This window comes from Neobacillus kokaensis, from assembly GCF_014656545.1.
Taxonomy (GTDB): domain Bacteria; phylum Bacillota; class Bacilli; order Bacillales; family Cytobacillaceae; genus Neobacillus; species Neobacillus kokaensis.
Genome location: NZ_BNDS01000002.1, coordinates 63,147 through 70,224 on the forward strand (window position 1 = coordinate 63,147; position 7,078 = coordinate 70,224).

Genomic DNA, 7,078 nt, shown 5'->3' on the forward strand with positions numbered 1-7,078 from the left:
CTGTTTTTTTATTGTGTACATTCGGGACATCTTCCGTAAATTTCAAATTTATGCCCCGAAACTTCATATCCCTTTAAATTTTCAATTAATTCGTCCATTGGGCAAGTTTCAATTTCTTTTGTTTTGCCGCATGATAAACAGATAAAGTGATGATGGTGCTGATGAACCGTACAGGTAAAGCGAAAATGTTTTTCCCCAGATAATTCCGTCATCTCCAAAATCCCCATATTAACAAACAGAGCAAGATTGCGATAAATCGTATCAAAGCTCAACCCAGGATACTCATCTTTTAACTGCTCAAAAACATCCTTCGCTGTTAAATATTTATCACTGTCAGCAAACACTTGCAGCATGTCTTCTCTTTTACCAGTTTGCTTAAAGCCATTTTCCTTTAAATATTGAATCGCCTCATGAACGTTCATGGAACCCGATCTCCTTTTGCACATGCCTTTTTATCATCCATTTTTTAGAAAAAATCGTCAATATTAAAATCAATACAGCAATTATGACAATCGTACCACCAGGAGCCAAATCTAAATAATAGGCTGAAAATAACCCGCCAAGCACTGAGATTTCCCCAAATAGGACGGAGAAAAGAATAGTCTGCTTAAATCCCTTGGCAATGCGGATACTTGCTGCAACAGGAAGGGTCATCAAGGACGATACTAATAAAATACCGACAATTCTCATTGAAGCAGCTATCACCAGTGCTACCATCACAATAAAAATAAAATGAATCGTTTTAGCAGGGATCCCCGAAGCTTTTGCGTGCTCTTCATCAAAAGATAAAATAAACAATTCTTTATATAAGAGTAAAATCAATGCAACAACAACAACACTAATAATAAAAATAACGACTAAATCGGTTCTGCTAACTGCTGTCACACTGCCAAATAAATAGCTAAACAAATCCGTATTAAAACCGTTGGCCAGCGAGATAAAAATAACTCCTAATCCGATCCCGCTGGACAGAATAATAGGAATAGCCAGCTCCTGATAATGCTTGTAGACACTTCTAAGCTTCTCAATAAATAATGAACCGCCGACCGAAAATACCATACCTAAGTAAAGCGGATTTAAACCGGCCAGCACCGCAAACTTTCTTTCAATTAAAAGGCTTGCTGCTATCCCTGCTAAAGTAACATGGCTAAGGGCATCGGCTATCAATGACAATCTCCTGACAACGATGAAGACGCCTAATAATGGAGCAAGAAAACCAATTAAGATCCCTGTCAAGAAGGCGTTTTGCAAAAACTCATAATGAAAAATCCCTTGAATCACTTTAAAACACCCCCGTGTTCATGTTGATGTGAAAGCAGGTGTATATCGTGACCATAGGTTTTTGACAACTCTTCCATTCTCATCTGTTCGAATTCAGTTGTTTCACCATGGAAGTGCAAATGCTTATTTAAGCAGGCAACATGTGATACCTTATCCGAAATTGTCCCAATATCATGTGTCACAAGGAGCAGGGTAATCCCTCGATTTGTATTTAAGTCACACAGCATTTGATAAAAAGCATTAACGTTTTCAGCATCTACTCCAACTGTCGGTTCATCTAGAATTAACAGCTTGGGATCACTGACAAGGGCGCGGGCGATAAACACCCTTTGCTGCTGGCCACCCGAGAGTTCACCGATATTCCGGCAGCGAAATTGCTCCATGCCCACAGCTTCTAATGCTGCGTTTACAGCAGCCGCATGTTCCTTTTTAAAAAATTTAAACATACCGATTCGCTTTGTTAAGCCGCTTGCCACCACTTCAAAGACTGTGGCCGGAAAACCAGTATTAAAGGAATTGGCCTTCTGTGAAACATAACCAATCTTTTGCCAATCTTTAAATTTACTGATGTCCTGGCCAAAAAGCACAATTGTTCCTTTTTGAGGTTTTAACAGACCTAAAATGAGCTTAAGTAATGTCGATTTACCTGACCCATTTGGACCAACAATCGCTAAAAAAGACCCTTCAGGAATTGATAAGTTGATATCATCAAGGACAAGTTCCTTTTCGTAGCGGTAAAATAAATGGTTTATGTCAATTATAGATTGCATATCTTGCACTCTCACCTTTAATTTAAGAATCATTCCGATTTAACTTAAAGTAGTATACAATAGCTCCTTCTGATTGTAAAGTAAGCAATTCTACCGTTCAAATCAATTGTCACACTCCTTCCATTTCTTCATAAATTATCATGGAGGAGTGATCAAGGTGAAAATTTTCGAAAGTATTATTAATCATAAAATTAATACAATCACTGCTGATGAACTATTAAAGTATGCTAAACAATTTAACATTATCGTAAACAAAAGTCAGGCTAAGAAAATTGCTGAATACTTAAGAGGAAAAAATATTAATATTTTTAATGACCAGGAGCGTTCTAAATTAATTAGAGAAATTGCCAAATCTGCCGGCCCGCAAACTGCACGAGAGGTAAATAAATTATTTATGGAATTGGTGAAAAATTAATAATGCATAATAATAAAATGCACAAGAGCTTCGATTGTGAAAACTCTTGTGCATTTTTTATGTTCTACTTATAGAGTTTGGAGCTAATTTTTCTTTACCTTTGGAAGAATTTTCGCTAATGGGACATTTTTTCGTCTTTCCCAAGTTGCTTCATTGTTTGGATCAAATTGTTCCAAGAATGTTATAACTTCCTTTGTAATCGGAGTCGGTGTGGAGGCACCTGCAGTTACAGCCACCGCTTTTGCATTCTTAATCCAATCAATCTCCAATTCCGAAATATCCGCAATCCTGTAGGCCTTAGTTCCCGCAATTTCCTCAGATACTTGGGCAAGGCGATTGGAGTTGTTACTTTTCGGGTCGCCTACCACGATCGTTACATCTGCCTCAGGCGCCTGTTCTGCCACTGCCTCCTGACGAATTTGCGTAGCGTGGCAGATTTCATTATGCACCTCTGCATGAGGATATTTTTCTTTCACCTTTTCCATCGTTTCGCGGACATCCCATTGACTCATTGTCGTTTGATTTGTAACAATCAATTTGTCATGCTGTAAATCCAACGCTTCAACATCTTCAGGAGTTTGAACTAAATAGACCATCCCTGGTGCCACACCAAGGGCCCCTTCAGGTTCTGGATGCCCTTTTTTACCGATATAAATTGTGTAGTAGCCTTCTTTGGCTTTCTCGGCAATCAAGTCATGTGTCCTTGTCACATCTGGGCATGTTGCATCCAAGGTGACGAGTCCTTTCTTCTTGGCTAGTTCCCTGACTTCTGGAGAGATTCCGTGTGCGGTAAAAATAACTGTACCGTTATTTACCTTTTCTAAAATTTCTTTACGATTATTTCCATCAAGAGTGATAATTCCTTCTTCCTCAAAAGCATCGGTCACATGTTTATTGTGAACAATCATGCCTAAAATGTAGATAGGCCTGGGCAATGTTTTATCTAAAGCCGCATTTCTGGCAATCACCATAGCATCAACAACACCATAACAATAACCACGCGGTGAAATTTTAATGATCTGCATTATTTAAACCCCCTGAAAGGTTAATTTAATAGATTATATGTTTATTATATATAACTAATAGAAATAATACAAAGATACATTTTTTCCTGCAAAACAAAGAAGGTGTCAGGCACCATGTAAATTTTTCACATGGTGCCTGACACCTTAAGGTTATATATATAATTTTGGCAGTGATGATCCTTTCTGTCTTGTAGATTCCCTGGTTGAATTTGACTGCTCGCGGCCGGTTGTTGTTCTGGTCTGCCGGCTGGCTTTTCGATTCGTTCTCCTGACAGAAGTTTTTGAAGTCGTGTTTTCCTTTTGAATCGTATCGGATGACTCGATGCTGGCTGTAGCAGTTGATTCTTCTTTAGTATCTGGGGAGTCTTTAAATCCCTTGTAAAGTTTCCAAAGGGCAGGCAGATTTCTAATTAACGGTCCATATTGTTGAACCATTGGGCCAATGGTTTGCGCTGTTTTGATTACCTGCTGGGTATTATTTAGGAAACCTGCTAGGCCGCCGCCTCCTGACCCGGATAGGGACTGAAGTAAACCACCACCTCCGGCGGCTCTTCCAGCGCTGCCCATCATCCCCCCGGCTCCTTGCATTGGCCCCATAAATCCTCCAGATCCGCCTGCACCAGCGCCTCTTCCTAAAAGTCTAGAAAGCAATCCGCCACCGCTACGGCCCATTTGTGGAGCACCTCCACCCATTAAGCCGCCGAAGGGATTCCCTTGTGGTCCCATCATGGGCGGTCGACCGCCTCCAAATAAATTAAGTCCGGGTCCCATTGGATTTCTTCCACTAAATAATCCGGGTCCCATTCCTCCTTGCATCGGCATTCTTGGTCCTGGCAGCATATTAATCCTCCTTTCAGTCATTTCGTTCTTTACAGGAAAACAAGCGAATTAGACTTTACCTGCCAAAAACACGAAAATGACATTTTTATCCTTGTTTTAAAGTATGCATCCACCCTAAATATGTTTAGGTGTTCTACACAGAAGCAGTATAAAAAACGGTTTAAAAATTTAAAAGCAGTAAAAGATGATAATATAATGCATGTTAGCTGGAGATTTATACGAAACTTTACTATAATTACATGATGAAAGAAAAGTGAAAGTTTTTTTCATACGTAAATTCTATCCGTTTAAATAAGGAGCAATTAGATGAAAGACAATCGATTTGAACGTTTTAAGTTTCAGCCATTTATTATGAATGCTATTCAAGGGTTCGGCTTTTTCGAGCCTACAGAAATACAGGAGCGAATGATTCCTCTCGTTTTAAGTGGGGAGAGTGCGATAGGACAGTCACAAACAGGAACAGGGAAAACACTTGCTTATGTTCTTCCAATCCTTGAAAAAATAAATCCGGAACGAAGGGAAGTTCAAGCTGTCATCACAGCACCAACAAGAGAGCTTGCAACGCAAATATATCAACAAATCGTAAAAATAACTGAACATGCTGCACCAGAACAGTCCATAATGACTAAATTATTTATCGGTGGAACAGATAAACAGCGGACAATTGACAAGCTGAAGGTTCAGCCGCATATTGTCGTCGGAACACCCGGACGAGTTAATGACCTAACTGCGGAACAAGCCCTATTTGTCCACACTTCACAGATTCTTGTAGTCGATGAAGCGGATATGATGCTTGATATGGGCTTTATTGAGGATGTTGATAAAGTAGCGTCGAAAATGCCTGAAAATCTGCAAATGCTTGTTTTCTCTGCTACGATTCCGGAAAAGCTGAAGCCGTTTTTAAAGAAATACATGGAAAACCCCAAAGTAATTCAGATTGAACCAAAAAGAAAAACAGCGGAAAAATTGGATCATTTTCTTTTACCATCAAGACATCGCGATAAAAAAGAACTTGTTCATGATTCACTTCTCGCCTATAATCCCTATTTAGCCATCGTGTTTACAAACACAAAGAAAATGGCGGAAGAAGTGGCGAACTATTTAAGTGAAAAGGGTTTAAAGGTAGGGCGTGTACACGGTGATTTAACCCCGAGAGAACGTAAAAAAATGATGAAACAGATTCAAGATTTAGAATTCCAATATATTGTGGCGACAGACCTTGCTTCAAGAGGTATTGATATTGAAGGAGTAAGCCACGTAATAAACTTTGAACTTCCTTCAGATTTAGACTTTTATGTTCATCGGGTTGGACGGACTGCGAGGGCGGGAAGTGCTGGCATCGCCTTAACCATTTATGATTTATCTGATGAAGATGCCTTAATCCGCCTAGAAAAAATGGGGATTCAATTTCAAAATGTTGATTTGAAAAATGGGGATTTTATTAATCTAGAAGATCGAAACCGCCGAAAAACACGGGTTAGGCAAGCGGATGAGGCAGCTTTACTTGCTAAGTCCATTGTTAAAAAACCGCAAAAGGTAAAACCGGGCTATAAAAAGAAAATGCAAGCCGAGATGGATAAAATCAAAAAACGCCAGCGGAAATTGAATCAGAAAAAGAGATAATTTAGATTGGAGAGGTATGGGATGTTAAAAATAGGATCGCATGTTTCAATGAGCGGCAAAGAAATGCTTCTTGCTTCAAGTAAAGAAGCTGTTTCCTACGGAGCAAATACCTTTATGATTTATACCGGCGCTCCGCAGAATACAAGAAGAAAGAAAATTGAAGACTTAAATATTGAGGCGGGCAGAAAACATATGGCGGAGCATGGAATTGACGAAATAATTGTCCATGCCCCTTACATTATCAATATCGGGAATACCACTAATCCGGATACGTTCGAATTAGGCGTTCGTTTTTTGCGTCAAGAAATTGATCGAACTGAGGCAATCGGGGCTAAACAAATCGTCCTTCATCCTGGTGCACATGTAGGAGCCGGCACAGAAGCGGGAATAAAGAAAATTGTGGAAGGTCTTAATGAAGTTTTAACTGGTAAAGAACAAGTTCAAATTGCCTTGGAAACAATGGCAGGTAAAGGTTCCGAGTGCGGAAAATCATTTGAGGAACTTGCTATGATTATGGATGGCGTAAATTATAACGATAAATTGTCAGTGTGCTTTGATACTTGTCATACACATGATGCAGGCTACAATATCACAGAAGATTTTGATGGTGTATTAACAGAGTTTGACAAACTTATTGGTTTGGACAAGCTTAAAGTACTTCATATCAACGACAGCAAGAATGCAATCGGGATGCGCAAGGACCGTCATGAAAACATTGGATTTGGACATATCGGGTTTAAAGCGCTGAACTATATTGTCCATCATCCACAATTAACAGAGGTACCAAAAATCCTTGAAACACCATTTGTCGGAGAAGATAAGAATAATAAAAAAGCTCCATACCAATTTGAGATTTCCATGTTTCGCAGCCAGCAGTTTGATGAAGACCTCCTGGATAAAATCATGCAAGCATAAAGAAAGAATCAAAAGGTAAAGATGCTGACTCAAAAGGTCGTTGAATAACGACTCTTTTGAGTCATTTTCCTTTTTCATCCATTTTATTTTTAGATTTTAAAGATTTACTCCCCCCAGGGGGAAATCCTCCCTTATTTTTCCCTTATTCTTCTGCTACCTTTAACTGATTTTTAGTTATTGATTCCCACTTCATTAAATTATGGGCAACA

At 39.2% G+C, this 7,078-nt stretch carries 8 protein-coding genes; 3 read left to right on the forward strand and 5 right to left on the reverse strand.

The window, feature by feature from the left end:
• Nucleotides 1–8: 8 nt before the first annotated feature.
• From zur to IE222_RS02785, 3 genes are read right to left on the reverse strand one after another with little or no spacing between them, the layout of a single operon-like run.
• Nucleotides 9–422, reverse strand: coding sequence for a zinc uptake transcriptional repressor Zur (zur, locus tag IE222_RS02775; protein ID WP_191269488.1), 414 nt, complete (start codon nucleotides 420–422; stop codon nucleotides 9–11).
• Nucleotides 409–1,281 (reverse strand): metal ABC transporter permease, encoded by an 873-nt coding sequence (locus IE222_RS02780; RefSeq protein WP_191269490.1) that lies wholly within the window; start codon nucleotides 1,279–1,281, stop codon nucleotides 409–411. The genes zur and IE222_RS02780 overlap by 14 nt, the downstream gene beginning before the upstream one ends.
• Nucleotides 1,278–2,051, reverse strand: coding sequence for a metal ABC transporter ATP-binding protein (locus IE222_RS02785; RefSeq protein WP_191269492.1), 774 nt, complete (start codon nucleotides 2,049–2,051; stop codon nucleotides 1,278–1,280). The genes IE222_RS02780 and IE222_RS02785 overlap by 4 nt, the downstream gene beginning before the upstream one ends.
• 157 nt (nucleotides 2,052–2,208) lie before the next feature.
• Between IE222_RS02785 and IE222_RS02790 the strand changes: the two genes are divergently transcribed.
• Nucleotides 2,209–2,466, forward strand: coding sequence for a DUF2624 domain-containing protein (locus IE222_RS02790; RefSeq protein ID WP_191269494.1), 258 nt, complete (start codon nucleotides 2,209–2,211; stop codon nucleotides 2,464–2,466).
• 83 nt (nucleotides 2,467–2,549) lie between these two features.
• Here the strand turns inward: IE222_RS02790 and IE222_RS02795 are convergent, their stop codons facing one another.
• Both IE222_RS02795 and vrrA read right to left on the reverse strand, forming a co-directional pair.
• The gene (locus IE222_RS02795; RefSeq protein WP_191269495.1) at nucleotides 2,550–3,491 is read right to left on the reverse strand and encodes a 4-hydroxy-3-methylbut-2-enyl diphosphate reductase; all 942 of its coding nucleotides are present in this window, start codon (nucleotides 3,489–3,491) and stop codon (nucleotides 2,550–2,552) included.
• Nucleotides 3,492–3,641: 150 nt separating this feature from the next.
• Nucleotides 3,642–4,331 (reverse strand): VrrA/YqfQ family protein, encoded by a 690-nt coding sequence (gene vrrA / locus IE222_RS02800; RefSeq protein WP_191269497.1) that lies wholly within the window; start codon nucleotides 4,329–4,331, stop codon nucleotides 3,642–3,644.
• A 306-nt stretch (nucleotides 4,332–4,637) separates the two neighbouring features.
• Between vrrA and IE222_RS02805 the strand changes: the two genes are divergently transcribed.
• Nucleotides 4,638–5,954, forward strand: coding sequence for a DEAD/DEAH box helicase (locus IE222_RS02805; protein WP_191269499.1), 1,317 nt, complete (start codon nucleotides 4,638–4,640; stop codon nucleotides 5,952–5,954).
• A 21-nt stretch (nucleotides 5,955–5,975) separates the two neighbouring features.
• On the forward strand, nucleotides 5,976–6,869 hold the full coding sequence (locus IE222_RS02810; protein WP_191269501.1) for a deoxyribonuclease IV: 894 nt from the start codon (nucleotides 5,976–5,978) through the stop codon (nucleotides 6,867–6,869).
• Nucleotides 6,870–7,078: the final 209 nt, after the last annotated feature.

What these genes read in the sequence shown, in the direction of transcription:
- zur (WP_191269488.1), bottom strand. Translation starts at nt 422, where the DNA reads ATGAACGTTCATGAGGCGATTCAATATTTAAAGGAAAATGGCTTTAAG.
- IE222_RS02785 (WP_191269492.1), bottom strand. Translation starts at nt 2,051, where the DNA reads ATGCAATCTATAATTGACATAAACCATTTATTTTACCGCTACGAAAAG.
- IE222_RS02795 (WP_191269495.1), bottom strand. Translation starts at nt 3,491, where the DNA reads ATGCAGATCATTAAAATTTCACCGCGTGGTTATTGTTATGGTGTTGTT.
- vrrA (WP_191269497.1), bottom strand. Translation starts at nt 4,331, where the DNA reads ATGCTGCCAGGACCAAGAATGCCGATGCAAGGAGGAATGGGACCCGGA.
- IE222_RS02805 (WP_191269499.1), top strand. Translation starts at nt 4,638, where the DNA reads ATGAAAGACAATCGATTTGAACGTTTTAAGTTTCAGCCATTTATTATG.
- IE222_RS02810 (WP_191269501.1), top strand. Translation starts at nt 5,976, where the DNA reads ATGTTAAAAATAGGATCGCATGTTTCAATGAGCGGCAAAGAAATGCTT.